This window comes from Bradyrhizobium sp. Pha-3 (genome assembly GCF_042258325.1).
Classification (GTDB): domain Bacteria; phylum Pseudomonadota; class Alphaproteobacteria; order Rhizobiales; family Xanthobacteraceae; genus Bradyrhizobium; species Bradyrhizobium elkanii.
On sequence record NZ_CP170151.1, the window covers coordinates 6,242,750 to 6,262,569 of the forward strand.

At 62.4% G+C, this 19,820-nt stretch carries 12 protein-coding genes and 1 pseudogene; 4 read left to right on the forward strand and 9 right to left on the reverse strand.

Annotated elements, in window-relative coordinates:
• Nucleotides 1-132 precede the first annotated feature (132 nt).
• Entirely contained in the window at nucleotides 133-2,988 is a 2,856-nt protein-coding gene (locus ACE10X_RS29685) for a beta strand repeat-containing protein (protein WP_375763251.1), read from the reverse strand.
• A gap of 235 nt (nucleotides 2,989-3,223) precedes the next feature.
• Between ACE10X_RS29685 and ACE10X_RS29690 the strand changes: the two genes are divergently transcribed.
• Nucleotides 3,224-4,324, forward strand: a complete 1,101-nt coding sequence (locus ACE10X_RS29690) for a helix-turn-helix transcriptional regulator (RefSeq protein WP_253591572.1) — start codon at nucleotides 3,224-3,226, stop codon at nucleotides 4,322-4,324.
• Between the two features lie 807 nt (nucleotides 4,325-5,131).
• Here the strand turns inward: ACE10X_RS29690 and ACE10X_RS29695 are convergent.
• From ACE10X_RS29695 to ACE10X_RS29710, 4 genes are all read right to left on the reverse strand, one after another.
• A complete protein-coding gene (locus ACE10X_RS29695; RefSeq protein WP_375763252.1) occupies nucleotides 5,132-5,929 on the reverse strand; it encodes an enoyl-CoA hydratase/isomerase family protein in 798 nt (265 codons plus the stop codon).
• A gap of 47 nt (nucleotides 5,930-5,976) precedes the next feature.
• Nucleotides 5,977-7,173: a pyridoxal-phosphate-dependent aminotransferase family protein gene (locus ACE10X_RS29700; RefSeq protein WP_375763253.1), complete on the reverse strand. Its 1,197-nt coding sequence runs from the start codon at nucleotides 7,171-7,173 to the stop codon at nucleotides 5,977-5,979.
• Nucleotides 7,174-7,301: 128 nt separating this feature from the next.
• Nucleotides 7,302-8,585: an MFS transporter gene (locus tag ACE10X_RS29705; RefSeq protein ID WP_375763254.1), complete on the reverse strand. Its 1,284-nt coding sequence runs from the start codon at nucleotides 8,583-8,585 to the stop codon at nucleotides 7,302-7,304.
• Nucleotides 8,586-8,746: 161 nt separating this feature from the next.
• Nucleotides 8,747-9,949 (reverse strand): pyridoxal-phosphate-dependent aminotransferase family protein, encoded by a 1,203-nt coding sequence (locus ACE10X_RS29710; RefSeq protein WP_375763255.1) that lies wholly within the window; start codon nucleotides 9,947-9,949, stop codon nucleotides 8,747-8,749.
• Nucleotides 9,950-10,082: 133 nt separating this feature from the next.
• Here ACE10X_RS29710 and ACE10X_RS29715 point away from each other — a divergent pair, with 133 nt between their 5' ends.
• The 3 genes from ACE10X_RS29715 (at nucleotide 10,083) to ACE10X_RS29725 (ending at nucleotide 14,366) form a co-directional block, all read left to right on the forward strand.
• Complete coding sequence (locus tag ACE10X_RS29715) at nucleotides 10,083-10,835, forward strand: GntR family transcriptional regulator (RefSeq protein ID WP_375763256.1); 753 nt, start codon at nucleotides 10,083-10,085, stop codon at nucleotides 10,833-10,835.
• A 131-nt stretch (nucleotides 10,836-10,966) separates the two neighbouring features.
• Nucleotides 10,967-13,945 (forward strand): FAD-binding and (Fe-S)-binding domain-containing protein, encoded by a 2,979-nt coding sequence (locus ACE10X_RS29720; RefSeq protein WP_375763257.1) that lies wholly within the window; start codon nucleotides 10,967-10,969, stop codon nucleotides 13,943-13,945.
• Nucleotides 13,938-14,366, forward strand: a complete 429-nt coding sequence (locus tag ACE10X_RS29725; RefSeq protein ID WP_016845915.1) for a heme-binding protein — start codon at nucleotides 13,938-13,940, stop codon at nucleotides 14,364-14,366. Before ACE10X_RS29720 ends, ACE10X_RS29725 begins: the two co-directional genes overlap by 8 nt.
• A gap of 826 nt (nucleotides 14,367-15,192) precedes the next feature.
• Here the strand turns inward: ACE10X_RS29725 and ACE10X_RS29730 are convergent.
• The 4 genes and pseudogenes from ACE10X_RS29730 to trxB all read right to left on the reverse strand — a co-directional run bounded on the left by ACE10X_RS29730 (nucleotide 15,193) and on the right by trxB (nucleotide 19,752).
• Nucleotides 15,193-15,747 (reverse strand): UGSC family (seleno)protein, encoded by a 555-nt coding sequence (locus tag ACE10X_RS29730; RefSeq protein ID WP_375763258.1) that lies wholly within the window; start codon nucleotides 15,745-15,747, stop codon nucleotides 15,193-15,195.
• A complete protein-coding gene (locus ACE10X_RS29735) occupies nucleotides 15,744-17,183 on the reverse strand; it encodes a thioredoxin (RefSeq protein WP_375764621.1) in 1,440 nt (479 codons plus the stop codon). The genes ACE10X_RS29730 and ACE10X_RS29735 overlap by 4 nt, the downstream gene beginning before the upstream one ends.
• Nucleotides 17,184-17,283: 100 nt before the next feature.
• Complete coding sequence (gene dctA / locus ACE10X_RS29740; RefSeq protein WP_375763259.1) at nucleotides 17,284-18,648, reverse strand: C4-dicarboxylate transporter DctA; 1,365 nt, start codon at nucleotides 18,646-18,648, stop codon at nucleotides 17,284-17,286.
• Between the two features lie 108 nt (nucleotides 18,649-18,756).
• Nucleotides 18,757-19,752 (reverse strand): annotated as a pseudogene (trxB, locus tag ACE10X_RS29745) (thioredoxin-disulfide reductase).
• Nucleotides 19,753-19,820 lie beyond the last annotated feature (68 nt).

The window sequence follows — 19,820 nt, forward strand, 5'->3', positions numbered from 1 at the left end:
GCTGTGACCCCTTTCTGGGGTGGCACCGTTCACCCAGACCGCGGTGTCGTTGTCGATCTGGACGAATAATAAGCGCCGTCCTGATAGGAGTGCGACCGCACATCGCTGAACGAACCAAAGCCTGAGCCATCGCTAGCTGAACTTGAACATGCTCGCGTCTAGCTGCCCCGGCGCGATCCCGATCAGCCAGGCCGCGTTGCCTGCGACGTCGGTAATAATGGTCGTGTTAATGCCGGCGATATAGGTTTCGGCAGCCTGGACGTCAGCAAAGGAATGCAGCGATGTACCGGCAAAGTTAAGGAGGTCGTTGACCCCTCCGGTATTAAAATCCTGGATCACCATGACTTCCGGCGTGCTGTCATTGATTGTGAACGTATCAGACCCGCCGCCACCCCAGGCATAATCCACTCCGCCACCGCCCACGATGTTGTCGGCACCGGAGCCCATCAGGAAAACGTCGACGCTGTTGCCGCCGATAACGGTATCGCCGCCATTGGACCCATAGACGTAATTCTGGCCCGCACCGCCGTAGATGACGTTACCGTCAGTTTCGCCCGACGAGATGAAGATGTTGAGACCGCTACCGCCGGACATCGTGTCGACCCCGACTCCGCCGTAAAAATAGTTAGTGCCAACTCCGCCAAATAGGACATCGGCCCCGGCTTCCCCCAGCATGACATTGACATCGCCGGCTCCGACGGTCCCGCCGTTGCCGATGACGAGGTCATTGCCGTTGCCGCCGAACAGGTAGTTGGTGCCGGATCCCCCATAGAGGACATCGTTGCCCGCTTCGCCGAGCAGAACATCGAGGCCGGCGTCACCCACCAGGGTGTCGTTCCCGGAACCGGCATAGAAATAGTCGTTACCGTCGCCGCCATATCCGACGTCGTTGCCGGCAAAGCCGATCAGGACATCGTTGCCGCCGAGCCCGATGAGCGAGTCATTGCCGACGCCGCCATAAAGATTATCCGCGCCAGCCGTACCCGTGTTCCCGATCGGCAGATCCGCAACGTTCAGGGTAACGTCGGCAAAATGCAGCAGTTCGATGTTGGTCAGCGTATCCAATCCCTCGCCGGCGACGAGGACCGAACTCGTGGGACTGGTTCGGGTAATCGTATATGAGCTTCGGTTGCCGAAGAACCACGCTGTATCGGTGCCAGCCCCACCGTCCAGCGAGTCATTGCCTGCCCGTCCCCTGAGGACATTGCTCCCGCCATCGCCTGTCAGCGTATCGCCGAAATCGCTGCCCTCGAGCCCCTCGATGGAAGTGTAGGTATCTCCACTTGCCTCGCCGGTGTTTGTCCCCGGGTTTGCGAGGCTGGCCACCACGCTGGAACTAGCCAGGAAATAGGACGCGATATCGTTGCCGGCTCCACCATTCAATGCATCCGCGCCGACATAGCCGGTCAGGATGTTGTCGCCTGCATCGCCGACCAGCGTGTCATTGAAACTCGACCCGAACAGCGCCTCGATGGAGCTATAGACGTCGCCGGCCGCATCGCCCGTATTCTGTGAGCTGTCTGCAAGATTGGCCACCACGGCCGCCGATGCCTGTCGGTAGGCAACGGTGTCAAAGCCGGCACCGCCATCCAGAGTATCTGCCCCACCGCGCCCCTCGAGTGGATTGTTGCCGGCATCGCCGATCAGATGATCTGCAAAGGAACTGCCGATCAGAATTTCGATGCCACTATAGGAATCCCCGGCAGCTTCGCCGGTATTGACGGCCGAGTTGGCGAGACTTGCGGTGAGACCAGAGGTCGCATTCACATAGGATGCTGCATCACTGGTGCTGCTGCCGCCAACCATCGAGTCGGCGCCAAGCCCTCCCACGAATGTCGTATCGGCCGATGCGTATCCGATCAGCATATCGTTGAAATTGCTCCCCGCGATGCCCTCGATCGAAATGTACACGTCGCCGGCAGCTTCCCCCGTGTTTAGGGAGGTGTTGCTGAGATTTACGACGATGCCCGCGCTGGCATTGTTGTAGTCGGCGGTATCAATGCCGCCGCCGCCGTTCAGCGTATCCGCGCCGAGGCCGCCCCGCAGCCAATTGCCGCTGTTGTCACCGATCAATTGATCGTTGAACGCGCCGCCTCTGAGCCCTTCTATGCCGATATAGACGTCGCCGGTCGCCTCCCCCGTATTGGCCGACGCATCCGAGAGGTTCGCTACGATTGCCGTGGTTGCATTGGCATAATCCGCGAAGTCGAAACCGGCCCCGCCGTCCAGCGTGTCGGCGCCGAGGCCGCCCTGCAGGAAATTGATGTTGGCATCGCCGGTCAGCGAGTCGTTGAAGTCGCTGCCGCGAAGCGCTTCGATCGAGACGTATGTATCGCCGACCGCTTCGCCCGTGTTGGATGCCGGAGTGGCAAGGCTCGCGGTGATTGCCGTCGTCGAATCCGCATAGGAGACGAAATCAAATCCGCCGCCGCCATCGAGGGAATCCGCCCCGAGGCCGCCGCGTAGCGTGTTGCTGTTGCCGTCTCCGACCAGCGTATCGTTGAAGGCGGAGCCGCGGATGTTCTCGATCGACGTATAGGTGTCGCCGGCGGCCTCACCGGTGTTGCTGGCGGAATTTGCCAGGCTGGCCAGCAGTCCCGCCGAAGCCGCAAAATAGTCGGCGGTGTCGCTGCCGGCGCCGCCGTCCAGGACGTCCGCGCCCAGTCCGCCGCGAAGCAGGTTGTTGTTGCCGTCCCCCGTCAGCGTGTCGTTGCTGCTGCTTCCGATCAGGCCTTCGATCGAGGTGTACGTATCGCCCTGCGCGTAACCGGTATTGAGGCCGGGATTGGCGAGATTTGCCAGCACGCCGGCCGGCGCATCCGAATAGGACGCGAAGTCGATGCCGGTACCGCCATCGAGGGAGTCCGCGCCGTCCCCGCCAACCAGCGTATCGTTTCCGGCGAGCCCTTGAAGGGTATCATTTATATTGGAGCCGTTGGCCGTACCGGAGACCGTGTCGTCGCCCGCCGTACCCTGAAAAGATCCCATCGCCAATCCCCCGACCAAATCGCCGATGCCCGAAAAAAGCCGAGCGAAAAATCATACGAAAAATCAAATAGTTGCGTGGAAACAACTACTCAGGGCCACATATCACGTTGGCCGGCAGTCGATCCTGACCCATTCGGGTGCGACAATTGCGCACACCGGCGGCGGTCCGGATGTCGCAGCCCCCATCCGTCTGTATTTCTTAATATTTCCCGCCGCAGGTTGAACGACACTCCCAGTGAGTCAGAAAGTCATAGACCACGATCGGTTGACCCAGGTCATGAGCCGCCTCGGCGATGCCGTGGTGGATCCCTTACTGTGGCCCGAGCTGATGGAAAGCATCTGCGCGGCGGTCGGCGCATCGGCTGCATTGCTGCTGCAAAGCGACGTTCGGACACCGGACGTGCCGAGGACCAAGTCCATCGACGAAGCCACCCAGCTTTACTTTGCTGACGATTGGCAGACCAGAGATCCGCGTGCGATCGGATTTCCGCGGATGATGGGCGGCGAGGTCGTCACGGATCAGGACCTCCTGACTCCTGAGCAAATCCGGGCTGATCCGATGTACAATGAAGTGCTGTTTCCATTCGGCTTCAGGTGGTTTGCCGGCATAGGTTTTTGGGCAGACACGGCCGCTTGGGCGCTCACGATTCAGCGAACCCAGCATGAGGGACCATTTGACGAGGCGGACAAGCGAGCGCTTGCCCGTCTCGCACCACGATTGACTGAGACTGCTACACTCGCGACGGCGCTCGGCCGAGTGGTCCTCTCGTCGATGACCAATATACTGGAAAAGGTTCGGCAACCGGCGCTCATCCTGAATCGGCAAGGCTTCGTCGTTAGCTGCAACGCGGCGGCCGACGCTGGCTTTGACCAAGACATTCTGGTCCGCAATCGACGGCTCTTTCTGGGTGATCGTAGTGCGATGGCGAAATATCACCGTCTTCTCGATTTGATCCGATCCTGCCCCGACAGCGTTGCGCTGCCTACAGAACCGATCGTGATCCGCCGAGCCACCAGGCCCCCAGCCCTGATTCGCGTGCTGCCGATCGATGGTGCGGCAAGCAGCGTATTCCTGGGCGCTCGGGCAATGCTGATCTTCTCCAATCTCTCGCCTAGGCCGCCGCTAGATGCGAAGCTCATTGCACGAGCCCTGGATCTGACTCCGGCGGAGGCCAGGTTGACGGCTTTGCTAACGGGCGGCCTGTCTGTTCAAGCGGCCGCCGCGCAATTGGAAATCTCGCCGGCAACAGCCCGCAACCATTTGAAGTCTGCGTTCTTCAAAACCGGCACTCACCGCCAGTCTGAGCTGATGAGGCTTGTACTAAGCTTAGCATAGCGCGACATCTCTACAGCTGCGCCATCGATGCGGCGTTGGCTGCAATATTGCCGCTCCAGCATATTCTTGGGAACGATAACGGATGTTTTTTACGACGCTGTCGTGCTTTTTCCTCGAAAGAATCGATCCATTGTTCCACTCGTAGAGCAGCAAACGTGACGCCTCGGATAGCGGCCGCCCAACGTAAGGCTCGTACCTATCGGGATCATACGACTCCGGATGTCTTCCGCTTAAGTTGTTCGAGAAGTGCTCGAGCGACCCCAATTCAATTGAAAACGATAAGATCATTTTGGATCGCCCTTGTTGGGCAGGAACCGACGTCAACTCAAGTGGGTTCGAGCAACGATAAGCCCTATGTGTCAGGACGATTAGGCTACGGAGCGATCCACAACGCAGCCTGCCTATATCACCATCGTAAGACGCTTAGGAAGCTCGACGTTCGTAAGCCCAGACTTCGCAAAAATAGCCCCGATACCGTATTTCCCGCGATCGAGATCCAGCGCCTAACGTTGCCCGTCAGTCTGCCGCAGATATGTGCGCTTTCTACGCTGAATACGATCAGATAAGGCGTGACTCGATTGCGGCCAAAAGAAGCGCCGCTGGCGAGGGATTGACAAGCGATGACGACGCCCTCCTCACCGAGGAAGGCACTCTACTTTTGACCGAAGACCGAACGCCCTGTGCGAGAGGCAACCGATACTGCGCGCATTGATGGCCACACGCCCTCCTGGGCTAAATAGCCCAGCTACAGTTGATCTGGCCGGCAAGTTTCGATTTTCGCGCAGTCGCCCGCCCCTCGGATGGCCATTACTTGCCCTTGAAGTTCGGCGCGCGCTTGTTGAGGAAGGCGTCCATACCTTCGCGGAAATCCTCGCTCATATAGGCGCGCAGGATCAGGTCTTCGCCCTCCTTGCGCGACAGCGTGCGGCGGATGCGGCGGACCGCTTCCTTGGTCACCTCTAACGTGATCGGCGCATGGCCGGCGACGAGCTTCGCCGTCTCGGTGGCGCGGCGCTGCAACGTTTCCACATCGGGGACGACTTCGTTCAACAGCCCGAGCGCCAGCGCCTCGGGTGCCTCGACGAGGCGCGCCTTGAAGATCAGATCCTTGGTCCGCGCCGGACCGATCAGCGACACCAGCCGCGAGATGTTGGACATCGAGAGGCAGTTGCCGAGCGTGCGCGCGATCGGGAAGCCGATCCGCGTCGCCTCGGTGCCGATCCGGATATCGCAGCAGGCGGCGATGCCGGCACCGCCGCCGGTGCAGGCGCCGGCGATCGCCGCGATCACGGGCACACGGCACTGCTCGAGCGTTCCCAGCACGCGATCGATCCGCGCCTCATAGTCGAGCGCATCTTGCGCCGTCTTGAACGCGCGGAACTGCGAGATGTCGGTGCCCGAGGCGAACGCCTTGTCGCCGGCGCCGGTCATGATCAGCGCCTTGATGGAGTGATCCTGATTGATGTTCTCGCAGATCGCCGCCATCTGCTCGTACATTGCAAAGGTCAGCGCATTGCGCGCCTGCGGCCGGTTGAACGTGATGCGCGCGATCCCGTCTTCGACGGAATAGATCAGGTCTTCGGTCGAAGTGACGGGCGCGTTCATGTCTCGCTCTTTCTGTTGTTTGCGATTCGATTTCAGGCGACGGCTCTCTAGGCCACAGCCTTGGACGCCTGCGAAGCTTCGCGTCCCTTCAGGACTTCCATCGCCGCCAGCACGCCGCCGCCGCGATGCGGCACCTTGGCCAGATCAAGGCCCATCTCGACGCCGGACAGCGTGCCCATCAGCATCAGGTCGTTGAAGTGGCCGATATGGCCGATCCGGAACACCTTGCCCTTGACCTTGTTGAGGCCGGTGCCGAGCGACATGTCGAAATTCTCCAGCACGACCTTGCGGAAGTGGTCGGCGTCGTGGCCGTCAGGCACCCGCACCGCGGTCAACGCCGGCGAGTGCGCGCCCTGCTCCTGGCACTGCGTCTCGAGGCCCCAGACCTTGATCGCGGCACGGGTCGCTTCGCTGTGGCGCTTGTGGCGGGCGAAGACATTCTCCAGGCCCTCCTCCTCCAGCATCTTCACGGCCTCGCGCAGGCCGAACAGGAGGTTGGTCGCCGGCGTATAGGGCCAGGTGCCGGCCTTGTTGATGTTGATGACTTCCTGCCAGTCCCAATAGGAGCGCATGCCCGGATTGGCCTTGGCCACGGCGAGCGCCTTCTCGGACACGGCGTTGAAGCCGAGGCCGGGCGGCAGCATCAGCCCCTTCTGGGAGCCGGCGATGGAGACGTCGATGCCCCAGGCATCATGCTCATATTCCAGCGAGCCGAGGCCGGATATGGTGTCGACCATCAAAAGCGCCGGATGCTTCAGCGTGTCGAGGATCTTGCGGACGTCGCGCGGATAGGTGACGCAGGCGGTCGAGGTCTCGTTATGGACCACGCAGACCGCCTTGATCTTGTGCGCCTTGTCGGCGGACAGCCTGGCCTCGATCTGATCGAGGTCGGCGCCGTGGCGCCAGTCGCCCGCGATGAAATCGACGTCGAGCTTGAACTTGTCGGCAATGCCATGCCACAGCACCGCGAACTGGCCGGTCTCGCACATCAGAACCTTGTCGCCGGGCTGCAGCGTGTTGACGATCGCGGCCTCCCAGGCACCGGTCCCCGACGACGGGTAGATGATCACCGGGTGCTTGGTGCGGAACACACGCTGCATCGCGGAAAGCACGGCAAAACCGATCTCGGCGAACTCGGGACCGCGATGGTCCATGGTCGGCATATCCATGGCCCGCAGCACCCGGTCCGGCACGTTGGTCGGTCCCGGAATCTGCAGAAAATGCCTTCCAGTATGCACGGTCATGAGCGTCTTTCCCGGTCTCGTCTTGGTCGTGGTGAGCCGCTCGCATATCACTATTCGCCGGGTTTGTCCTAGGCCCGGCGGGGGTCCGTCATGCATATCTGACGGCGTTCCGCCGGGCCGGCGGCGCCTTATTCGGCGGCCACCACCTTGCCCGGCGCCACCAGTTCGCCGGTCTCCTCGAACGGCCGCTCGGGGTGCATCAGGAACGCCGAGAAGCCACCGACCAGCAGGAGGCCCATCGACATCAGGAACGGCAGGTACCAGTTTCCGGTGGCGTCGATGACGAAGCCGGCGACCAGCGGCGAGACGATGGCCGCGAAAGCCGAGCCGGTGTTCATGATCCCCGCGGCGGTGCCGGAATATTTCGCCGCGATGTCCATCGGGATCGACCACATCGGCCCGATCACGAGCTCGGCACAGAAGAAGCCGGCCGACAGGCAGAGCGCCACCACCGTGATGTCGTGAACGAACAGGATCGGCATCAGCGACAGCAGCGCGCCGGCGAAGCCCACGACCGTCACGCTGAGTCGCGCCAGCCGCACATTGCCGGTGCGCTCGAGAATGCGGTCGGAGATGACGCCGCCGATGCTGTCGCCGACGACGCCGGCAAAGAACACGCCGGATGCGAACAGCGCCGAATTCTTCAGATCGAGACTGTAGTTGTTCTTGAAGAACAGCGGCAGCCAGTTGAGGTAGAGCCACAGGCACCAGCCGTAGCAGAAATAGGTCAGCGTCACCGGCCACATCCGCTGCAGCAGCGGTCCCCACGGCACCTTCGGCCGCGCGCCTTTCGGCCGCGGCGGCAAGGTCGCAAGCTCGGCCGCCGTGATCGAGCCATGGTCCCGCGGCTCGTTGCGGAAGTACCAGACCCACGCGATGCCCCAGATCAGGCTGACGACACCGAGCACGACGAACGCGCCGCGCCAGGTCAGCCAGAGGATCAGCAGCGCGACCACCGGCGGGGTGATGGCATTGCCGAGCCGCGCGAACGAATGTGTCAGGCCTTGCGCGAAGCCGCGGCGGTTGGCCGGCGTCCAGTACTGCATCGCGCGCGTCGCGGTCGGGAACGTCGCGCCTTCGCCGAACCCCAGCGCGAAACGCGCGACGAACAGCGCGGCAAGACCATGGACAAAGCCGGTCATGATGGTCGCGGCGGCCCAGATCATGCCGCACCAGAACAAGGTCTGGCGCGGCCCGAAGCGATCGCCGACCCAGCCGCCGATCACCTGGAACAGCAGGTACGGATAGGCGAAGGCCGAGAACACCAGGCCGAGCTCGGTGTTGGACAGGCCGAGCTCCTTCTGGATCTCGCCGGCCGCGGTGCCGATGTTCACCCGGTCCACATAGGTGATGAAGTACATCACGCAGAGCATGGCCAACACGACATGGGTGGCCTTGAACCGAAGCCTCATATCATCCCCTCCCCCCCGATCCGCGATTGTTCTGAGTTCGTTGCGCTGCGGATGCCGTGGCTGCTAGAGCTTCGGCTCTGATTAGATCAGAACCGAAGCTCTAGATTTTTGTTGACGCGTTTTCTTCACGCGAACCGGCGTCCACTTCGCTCGAAAACGCTCTAAGTGCTGACCACCTTCAGATGCGACGACGCGTTGCGCTGGTCGCGCTGCTCGAGAAGCCGCATTGCGGCCTCGACGCCGCCCGAGCGATGCGGGACCCCGGCGACCGACAGCCCCATCTCGACGCCGGTCAGCGCGCCAAGCAGCGTCAGCTCGTTGCACTCACCGAGATGACCGATGCGAAACACCTTGCCCGCGACCTTCGACAGGCCGGCACCGAGCGACATGTTGAAATTGTCGAGCACGACCTTGCGGAACTGATCCGCATCATGGCCGGGCGGCATCATCACCGCGGTCAGCACCGGCGAGAATTCCGAGGGCTCCTGGCACAGCACCTCGAGCCCCCACTGATTGACGGCGGCGCGCGTGGCGGCGGCCAGTCGCTGATGGCGGGCGAACACGTTGTCGAGCCCCTCCTCCAACAGCATCGCGATGGCCTCGCGCAGCCCGTAGAGCAGGTTCGTCGCAGGCGTATAGGGGAAGAAGCCCTTGGCGTTCGGCTTCAGCATTTCCTCCCAGTCGAAATAGGAGCGCGGCAGCTTATTGGTGCGCGACGCGGCGCGCGCCTTCTCCGAGATGGCGTTGAAGCCGAGGCCGGGCGGCAGCATGAAGCCCTTCTGCGAGCAGCTGACGCTGACGTCGACCTTCCACTCGTCGTGCCGGTAATCGACCGAGCCGAGCGAAGAAATGGTGTCGACCATCAGGAGCGCCGGATGCGCGGCGCGCTCGATCGCGGCACGGATGTCGGCGATCCGGCTGGTCGCGCCGGTCGAGGTCTCGTTGTGGACGACCATCACCGCCTTGATGCTGTGCGCGGTGTCGGCGGCGAGCCTTGCTTCAATCTGGGCGGGGTCGGCGCCGCGGCGCCAGTCGCCGGGCATGAAATCCACCTCGATGCCGAAACGGCCGGCCATTTGCCGCCACAGGGTGGCGAAGTGGCCGGTCTCGACCATCAGGACCTTGTCGCCGGGCGACAGCGTGTTGACGATCGCGGCCTCCCAGGAGCCGGTCCCGGACGACGGGAAGATCACCACCGGACCCTTGGTCTGAAACACCTTCTGGCTGCCCTCGAGCACGGCCCGGCCGAGCGCGGCGAATTCGGCGCTGCGGTGGTCGATGACCGGCATGTCCATCGCGCGAAGAATGCGATCCGGGACCGGGCTCGGCCCGGGAATCTGCAGAAAATGGCGCCCTTGATGCATGAGAACCTCCCAATCGCCGGATTTCGGCTCCTCGGCGAGCTATTTTGCATTCATTTTTTGTCTTTTCAATCCAATTTTGGTATTCGATTCGAGAGTATCGACGCGACCGCGCTGGCAAATTATTGTTCAGAATATGAAATCCGCGATTCCCGAAGCCGGGGTTCCAATCACCCCGCCCGCCGCCGGCAGTGGCAGCGACCGCCAGGAGGCCTCGCTTCACGGCGAGATCCTGCTGCGGCTCCGCGACTATATGGTGGAGGGCAACATCCCCGAGGGCGCCCGCGTTCCAGAGCGGCAGCTCTGCGAGATGCTGGGGATCTCCAGGACGCCGCTGCGCGAAGCGCTCAAGGTGCTGGCCGCCGAGGGCCTGATCGAGCTCTTGCCCAACCGCGGCGCGCGGGTGCGCCGGCTCAGCCCGCGCGACCTCGAGGAATTGTTCGACGTCATGGCCGGGCTCGAGAGCCTCGCCGGACGGCTGGCATGCGAGATCATCACCGACGAGGAAATCGTCGCGATCGAGCGGCTGCACTACGAGATGTACGGCCATTATCTGCACCGCGACATGCACGGCTATTTCCACACCAACCAGCAAATCCACGAGAGCATCGTTGCGGCCGCGCGCAACGAGACGCTGAAGGCCACCTACGCCAACTTCGCCGGCCGCATCCGCCGCGTCCGCTATTCCGCCAATTTCGCCCGCAAGCGGCAGCGCTGGGCCGAGGCGATGCGCGAGCACGAGGCGATCCTCGATGCGCTGCGCCGGCGCGCGGCAAGCGAGCTCAGCGACATCCTGTTCCAGCACCTGCGCAACAAGCGGGCCGCGGCCATCGATCACCTCGCGGAGGGGCCGGACAGCGGCCTGGAGGCGGCGCCCCAGAACGACTAAAGGGACTGGCTCAAGGATGCTGGAGGGTAGCTATCCTTGCCCATTATGAATTCATAATGTAATTCTCACGTCGAGAGAATGCATAATCCATGAGCAACTGCGGTGGCGTCATGGATCACATCGGATCTGGGATGAAGAACGCCTCCTCGCTCGAACAGCGCCTGCGGTCCGAACTGGCCGGCGACGTGTTTTTCGACGCCTTCAACCGCGGCCGCTACGCGACCGACGCCTCGTTCTACCAGATCATGCCGGCCGGCGTGGTGGTGCCGCGAACCGTCGATGAGGCGCTGCGGGCGCTTGCGATCGTCCGCGACGCCGGGCGGATCGTCACCCCGCGCGGCGGCGGCACCTCGCAATGCGGCCAGACCGTCAATGACGGCATCGTCGTCGACCTGTCCAAACACCTGAACCGGATCCTCTCGCTCGACGTCGAGAATCGGACCTGCGTGGTCGAGCCCGGCATCGTGCTCGACGACCTCAACCGGCAACTCAGGAAGCACGGGCTGTGGTTTCCGGTCGACGTCTCGACCGCCTCGCGCGCCACGATCGGCGGCATGGCCGGCAACAATTCCTGCGGCGGGCGCTCGCTGCGCTACGGCACGATGCGCGACAACACGCTGTCGATCGATGCCGCGCTCGCCGACGGCACGCTGCTGCATTTCGGCGAGGTACCGCGCGACCTGATGCGGGTCAATTCGTCCGACAGCGGACTGAAGCTGTTTCGCGACATGCTAGATCTCGGCGAGCGCGAGGCGCTCGAGATCGCCGACAAATTCCCCAAGGTGCAGCGCCGCGTCGGCGGCTATAATCTCGACGCGCTGGTGCCGCGCAACGCGCCGAACAACCTGGCGCATCTTCTGGTCGGCTCGGAGGGCACCCTCGCCTTCACGACGCAGGTCGAACTCAAGCTGTGGCCTGTGATCCGCAACAAGGCGCTCGGCGTCTGCCATTTCGGCAGCTTCTACGAGGCGATGGACGCGGCCCAGCATCTGGTCAAGCTGCGGCCCATTGCAGTCGAGCTGGTCGACCGCACCATGATCGCGCTCGGCCGCGAGATCGCGATGTTCCAGCCGATCATCTCGGCTGCGGTGCGCGGCGATCCGGACGCCATCCTGGTGGTCGAGTTCGCCGAAGAGGACCAGGCCGACAACCTCGCCCGCCTCAAGCAACTCGGCGAGCTGATGGCCGACCTCGGCTTCGGCTGGGACAAGCCGCAGCGCAAATGGGGCGGCGTGGTCGAGATCATCGAGCCCGCGCTGCAGACCGGCATCGCCGATTTCCGCGCCGCCGGCCTCAACGTCATGATGTCGATGAAGCAGGAGGGCAAGCCGGTCTCGTTCGTCGAGGATTGCGCGGTGCCGCTGCCGCATCTCGCCGACTACACCGAGCGGCTCAATGCCGTGTTCGCCAGGCACGGCACCCGCGGCACGATGTATGCGCATGCCTCCGAAGGCTGCCTGCATGTGCGCCCGGTGCTCAATCTCAAGCTCGAGAAGGACGTCAAGGCAATGCGCGCCATTGCCGAGGAAGCCTTCGCGATGGTGCGCGAATACAAAGGCTCGCATTCGGGCGAGCACGGCGACGGCCTGGTGCGCTCGGAATTCCACGAAGCGATGTTCGGGCAGCGCATCGTGGCCGATTTCCGCGAGGTCAAGCAGCGCTTCGACCCCGGCAACACGCTCAACCCGGGCAAGATCGTCGATCCGCCGAAAATGGACGACCGCTCGCTGTTCCGCTTCGCGCCGGATTATCGCGTCGGCGAATTGAAGACGGTGCTCGACTGGTCGGCCTATCCCGGCGCCGGCGGCGGCTTCCAAGGCGCCGTCGAGATGTGCAACAACAACGGCGCCTGCCGGAAGCTCGAAGGCGGCGTGATGTGCCCGTCCTATCGTGCCGCGCGCAATGAGAAGGATGTCACCCGCGGCCGCGCTAATACGTTGCGGCTCGCGATCTCGGGCCAGTTGGGTGCGGACGCGCTCGCCTCCGACGAGATGATGGAGACGCTGAAGCTCTGCGTCTCCTGCAAGGCGTGCCGCCATGAATGCCCGACCGGCGTCGACATGGCCAAGATGAAGATCGAGGTGCTGGCAGCGCGCGCGGCGACGCACGGCCTGTCGCTGCGCGACCGGCTGGTCGGCTATCTGCCGCGCTATGTCGATCTCGCCTCGCGCTTCGCGCCGATCGCGAACTGGCGTAACCGGAGCCCGCTGCTGCGCGCGCTGTTCGAGAAACTCGCAGGGATCAGTGCCAGGCGCGCGCTGCCGGAATTTCGCCGCGACACGTTCCGGCCCGACGCCACGGTGCTGGGTCCAGCGGATGGCCGCGAAGTGGTGCTGTTCGCCGATACGTTCAACCGCGGCTACGAGCGGGAAAATCTCGACGCCGCGATGGAAGTCCTGGTCGCCGGCGGCTATCGCGTGCATCTGCCGAGGCCATCGGACGGCGGACGGCCGCCGTGCTGCGGGCGAACGTTCCTGTCGGCCGGACTGGTGGAGCAGGCCCGTGCCGAGCTTGACCGGCTGGTTGCGACCTACGTCCCGTTCGCGGCCCGCGGCGTGCCGATCATTGGTCTCGAGCCAAGCTGCCTGCTGACCTTGCGCGACGAGCTGCTGTCGCTGCGTTCGGATGAGGCCGCCAAGACGGTCAGCGCCCACGCGCTGCTGTTGGAGGAATTCCTGGTACGCGAGGCCGAGGCCGGGCGCCTCGCCTTGCCGCTCGGCGCGGTCAGCGGAAAAGCGGTCGTGCACGGTCATTGCCACCAAAAATCCTTCGGCGCGTTCAAGCCGGTGGAGAAGGTGCTGCGCCTGGTGCCGGGCCTCGACGTCAAGACCATCGAGTCGAGCTGCTGCGGCATGGCCGGCGCGTTCGGCTATGGCGCCGACACCTACCAGGCCTCGATCGAGATGGCCGAATTGTCGCTGCTGCCGGCCGTCAGAGGTGCCGATCCGGACACGCTGATCGTGGCCGACGGGACCTCATGCCGCCACCAGATCAAGGACGGCAGCGGGCGAACGCCGCTGCACGTCGCCAGCGTATTGGCGATGAGCCTGAAACGTGCGAAATCGAATTCCGACAGATTGTTACCGACAAAGGAAGAGGCCCATGGCTGAGCTCACTCTCGAAATTGCCCGCAAGATTCTGGATGCCGCGCTGGCCAAGGGGGTCGAGAAGAAGTTCAAGCCGCTGGTCGTCACCATCCTCGACGCGCGCGGCGCGGTGAAGGTGACCGCGGCACAGGACGGCACCAGCCTGATGCGGGCCGAGATCGCCCATGGCAAGGCCTATGGCGCGCTGGCGCTCGGGATGGGATCGCGGGCGCTGTTTCAGCGCGCGCAGGAGCAGGCCTATTTCGTCGACGCCGTGAACACGCTGGCGCAGGGCCGGATGGTGCCGGTCCCCGGCGGCGTCCTGATCATGGACGGCGCGACCCTGCTCGGCGCCGTCGGCGTCAGCGGCGACACCTCGGACAACGACGAGATCTGCGCCGTGGCCGGCATCGAAGCCGCCGGCCTGAAGCCCAACGCGGGCTAGACGCCGCCGCCTAATTCATACCCTCGTGGGGCGGCCATGGCGCTGCGCAATGTTCTACGCATGGCATAGTAACACCGGCGGTTTAGTTGTCGGGGGTTCGTTGGTCCGCTACATCGCGAAACCCACTATTTCGGAAGCCTTGTTTTCTTATCGCAGAGCAGCCTAACTCGGAACGTCGGATGTCGGTAGTTTGGCGAAAGCAGCCGTTCGCGCGATCCGTCGCCGCCATAAATGTCGGCGAGTAGGTTCAAATCGCGGAGGCGCAACCACCGATACCGACATTCAGTCCAGGTTGCGATCTAACCGAGGGTTTTTCGTCCTTTTTCGCGTCCGATGTCGAGCGGCTTGAGCCTCGCGCACCATGTTCATCAGGACAGAATCCGTCCTCCGACCCCACGTTCTAAAGCTACGCTTTGCCCGGCGACTAGGGGAAACATCACGGAACCAACCGCAACAGCCGCTGTCGCGCCGCTCATTGGTTCGCTGTTACAGCGAACAGCCGGATGGAGCGGAGAAGCAGTGCGGCGGAGAGAATGTCAGTCAATCCCCATTGAAAGGTAAGGCATTTTCGACCTTCCCAAATCAACTACCACCAATTTGGCTACGGGCGGAAAATTGAGTTTCGTCTGCGCGCTAGTTTGCAACCGGGAAGCTCCGATTAAGCTTGATCAGTGCTCGCTGGGCTGGCGCTGAAGGGTCCTAGAAAGCGATAGCAGACGCGCGGTCATTCGAACATCTTCCTCGAAATCAGACTGGATTTGGAGCATCAACCGTCACCAGCGGCGACGGCTGCGCTGATCCTTTATCTCGAGCGGACCGACCCTATTCAGACAGTTTCCAAAGCGGTCACGCGCGACGTGTCGTGCGCGATGGCCTGGAGAATCTTGTCCACCGCTGCATTCGCCCACTGATGGAGTTCTGCTGTCGTTTTGTTCTGCAGAGGATGAGGTACGTAAACTGCTGCAGCGTCGAGACCGATCGTTCCCTTTTGAGACTCGAAAGCTTGTTGAAACTCGATAGTCAGTACGCTGACACCGGCAATTCCCTTTTTGTCGAGATCGTTCAGGTCGTGCGTAGAGCACGACGTGCAGGATCCGCAATCGGACAGCGCGATGATGACGGCATCGCAATTGTCCGCGATATCCTTGATCATCTCGCGAGGGGCTACCCGCGTGTTGGTGGGCTTCTTATACCTACGCGTCTCGATACCGCGTTCTGTGCAGAGCTGTTCGAGACGGTCGATGAACTCGTCGCCGCGCATTTTTCCGATGTCCATGAGCGCGATAGTCTTACCGACGACCGAGTCGAGTGGCGCCGCCCGTTCGCGCAACTCCGATACAATCTCCGCGGTGGGGTTGCGAAAGCTGATGCCGTATTTCATGTTGTGATCTCCATCGTCACTGGTTTGGATTCATTGCGAAACCGGCCGCCAGTCCAACCAGCGCAAATCGCCGAGAACAAGCCTGCCTGTCCGCCCGCCTGCACGATCAGCAGACCTTCTGGCCAGAACTTGTTGACCATCTCGTCTGCCCGGCGCGTGTCGACCCCTTCGCCGACGCCATGGGCACCCTGTATGACGTCCTTGCCGGGACGCACCATCGCCCTGTGAAGCTCTTCGGTGATGCGCCCGCGATCCCATCCGGCTTCGCGGAAGATGGCGTAGTGCTCCGGAACGAGGACCAACAAGGCGTTCGTGAATTCGCACAACTTGTGGTGCCCGACGGCCAGCAAAGACATGGCTAGCGATTTCGTGAGTTGCTCGGGAGTCCTCGACCGCTGGTCGATGAACCCTTGAATGCCATCGCCCTGGAAGAGCGTTACGGCGTTCTTCCCGGGCTCGATCCCACGCGCGACCGACAGGGGCATCCACGTGGGATCCGATTCGTCCTCCGCGAAGCAGAACGTGTACTTGCCTGGACCGCCGAGGACGGCGCGGTCGAGTTCGCCGGGACGGCCGCCGCCCACGTTGCGGATGATCAGCTGAAGCGCCCGGCCGATGGTCGCATTGGCGCGATTACCTTGGCCGAGGCAGTTGATGCCGGAGTTCATGCCGATTTCCCGCGCGACCGGTCCGTTCACGACGATGATCGGGCTTGAGAAGCACGTCGTGCAGAGCAGGCCGTGCATCGTGAACAGCGGGTCCAGCGCCGCCTCCAGCGCCGTCAGAACCACTGGCATGTACTCGGGACGGCAGCCCGCCATCACGGCATTGACTGCGACCTTCTCAACGGTGATCGGCGACAGGTTCGGAGGCACGGCGCCGATGATCTCGTCGGGCTTGCGCGAGGTGCCCTCCAGCATGCGGAGAATGCGCACATCCGTCGGAGGAACAACAGGAAGGCCATCGCTCCATCCACGATCGAAGCAGGCTTCGATCTCGTCATCCCATTCTCCGAGCCTGATCTGCCGCGATTTGAAATCGAGCTTGCCGTACTTCGCACGCAAGACGTCGTAGACGCCCGACTCGCGTGACTTCGAACCACAGCCCGGCCGCATCTCGGGCAGTCCTTCGCCCAATCCCTCAAGACCCGTGAGCTTCTCCCAATCCGCGCGGCTCCAGCCGAAGGTGCGGGCGACCTCCTTGCCTTCCCTCATGCGGACGATTGTAGGCACGGCCTCCACGTCGAACGCAAAAGACGATTCGAGCGAAGAGTCGTCTAGCGCCGACACGGTTGACGGAAAGGAGGGATCGTCTTGAGTGTAGACAACGGTCGGCATCTTGTCGGCGATCTGACCGATCACGTGCTCCACCATCTGACAGGTCTCGCATTCACGTTTGGCGAAGATCAGGATGCCGTCCTGGAGTTTGACATTCATATTCAAGGCACTGCCTCCATGTTGCTGCGCCCCTCCTCCGTTGCCATTCGGCGAGGTAGTTCGGCGCTTTCGGTTTTTCGCCCGATCGAATGTTTTCAGCTCAGTCCGGTTGCGGCTCGGGCGACATGATCCCTGCCGTGGGAACAGGAGAACAGTCCGCCGGAACGGTCACGGGTCTCAGGTTGAATTTGACGCCGGCGCCGAAACGCTCCGCATAGGCCGCGTCAGACTGGACGGGATCGAATTCCCCGCTCATCTTCGAGACGACGACCGTCGCGACACCGTTTCCGATAATATTGGTTACCGAGCGCGCCTCCGACATGAAACGATCGATGCCGATCAGCAGAGCCAGACCTTCGACCGGCAGAACATGGGTGGCGGACAGCGTTGCGGCCAGCACGACGAATCCGGATCCTGCGACCGAACCTGATCCCTTCGACGTAATGAGCAGCAGCAACAGAAGTCCGCACTGCTGGGCCAACGACATCTCGATTCCATAGGCCTGTGCGATGAAGAGCGCCGCCATCGACAGATAGATCGCGGTGCCATCTGCGTTGAAGGAGTAGCCGACCGGAAGGACGAGTCCTACGCTGGAACGCGTGCATCCCAAGCGCTCGAGTTTGTCCATCAAGCGGGGCAACACGCTTTCGGACGAGCAGGTGCCGAGCACGATCAACGCCTCGTCGCTCATGAAGCGCAGGAAGCGCGTGAAGCTGAAGCCATTCAACCGAGCGACCGCGCCGAGCACCACGAAAAGGAAGATGATGCACGTCGCGTAGACGGCGATAAGCATATGGCCCAGCACGAGGATCGATCCGATGCCATAGCGGCCAACGGTGAAGGCCATCGCGCCGAACGCACCGACCGGCGCAAGACGCATGATCATCCCTACTATCTTGAACAGGATATCGTTCGCCGACTGAGCCAGCAGAACAAACGGCCTTGCGCGTTCGCCGACCAGCACGGCCGCGCAGCCGAACAGTACGCCAAAGAAGACGATCTGGAGCAGGTCGCCCTTCGCGAACGCCGCGACCGCGTTGTCGGGCACGATGCCGGACAGAAAATCGAAGACGTACGATCCAACCGGCGCCGCCTTGTATTTCGAGATGTCGACAGCCTGGCTGCCGACGGCGGCCCTGTCGAAGCCTGCGCCCGGCTTCAATACATCCATGACGATCAGACCCACGATCAGCGCGATCGTGGAAACGACCTCGAAATAGATCAGCGCCTGCCCCCCGACGCGGCCAAGGCGGCGCAGGTCGCGGACCTCGGCGATGCCGATGACGATCGTCAGGAAGGCGATCGGCGGAATGACCATCTTGATGAGCTTGATGAAGATATCACTCAACATCTGCATCGAGGTGCCGATGCCCGGCCAAAGCGCACCCACCGTTGCGCCCAGCAGGAGCGCCAGCACAACCTGCGCCGTAAGATTGTTCGAGAATTTGCGAAGCAACATCGGCATCGGAAGAACCTCTCAGAACCTTTTGCGTCGAGGCAAACTGGCACTCCAGTTATACATATAGACTGATAATGGTCAAACTGGAATTCCAGATAGGTTGGTGAGGTGAACCTATGTTGCTGATCCCCTTGCCTTTCTTGCATTCTCGGCCGATGGCTGGGAAGCTGTCCGCTCCGCCAGATATTTTTCCGCCTCAAGCGCGGCCATACAGCCCATCGCGGCCGCGACCACAGCCTGCCTGTAGCGGTCGTCGCTCACGTCACCCGACGACCAAACATTCTTTCGCGAGGTCGCCGTCGACCACGGAGCGATTTTGATGTAGCCGGCATCCGTCATGTCGAGTTGACCTCGGAAGAGCGCGGTGGCCGGGTCGTGGCCGATCGCGACGAATGCGCCATCCGCGGAAATGGAGGTCTCTGCCCCCGTGGTCCGGTCCCGTAACCGCAGTCCCGTGAGACGAGGCGAAGGCTCGTTTCGGCCGACAAACGCCACGACTTCAGCGTTCCACACGACTTCGATTTTCGGATGGGCGAACAAGCGATCCTGCAGGATCTGTTCTGAGTGAAGCTTGTCCCGCCTATGTATCAGCGTGACTTTGGAGGCATGATTCGTGAGGTAAAGCGCTTCCTCGACCGCAGTGTTGCCGCCGCCGACAACTACGACTTCCTTTCCGCGGTAGAAGAACCCGTCGCAAACCGCGCAAGCCGAGATACCGTAACCCGACTACTCCGCCTCCCCGGGACTGCCGAGCCATTCCGCCTGGGCACCGGTGGCGATGATCAGCGCGTCCCCCAGGTAGGTGTCGCCGGAATCGCCCTGGGCAACGATGGGGTCCTGCGAGAGATCGATCGACGTGATCGTGTCGAAGACGATCCTCGCGCCGACGTGCTCGGCCTGCTGCCGCATCTGCTCCATCAGTTCAGGACCCTGTACGGCCTGAGCAAACCCCGGAAAGTTTTCGACGTCGGTGGTGGTCGTGAGCTGACCACCAGGCTGTATTCCCGTGGCCAAAAGCGGCTTCAAATTGGCCCGCGCCGCGTAGATTGCCGCGCTGTAGCCGGCCGGGCCTGCGCCAATGATGAGTACCCGCGTCTGAATTTCAGCCATGCCACTCTCTCCAAAACTGGAATTCCAGTTAAGGATGAAGCGACGCAGAGTGTCAACTGGAATTCCAG